At 53.8% G+C, this 264-nt stretch carries 1 protein-coding gene; it reads left to right on the forward strand.

Going from position 1 to position 264, the window contains the following annotated elements; all coding sequences use genetic code 11:
- Positions 1-264: substrate-binding domain-containing protein (locus SB756_RS31200; RefSeq protein WP_410913384.1), on the forward strand; the 264-nt coding region annotated here is incomplete at both ends.

The following is a 264-nucleotide window of genomic DNA, read 5'->3' on the forward strand; positions in this document are numbered from 1 at the left end:
CGGTGTTTGCCTATAACGACGGCATGGCGGCTGGTGCACTCACTGCGCTGAAAGACAACGGCATCCAGGTGCCACAGCATTTTTCTGTCATTGGCTTTGATGATATCCCCATTTCCCGTTACACCGATCCACAGTTAACCACTGTGCGCTATCCCATTGTATCTATGGCAAAAATCGCCACTGAACTGGCACTGCAGGGCGCAGCCGGACTGCTGGATGACACGGCAACGCACATCTTTATGCCAACGCTGGTGCGGCGTCATT

The sequence above is a fragment of the Pseudomonas sp. SIMBA_068 genome (assembly GCF_046534705.1).
In the GTDB taxonomy this organism is placed as follows: Bacteria; Pseudomonadota; Gammaproteobacteria; order Pseudomonadales; family Pseudomonadaceae; genus Aquipseudomonas; species Aquipseudomonas putida.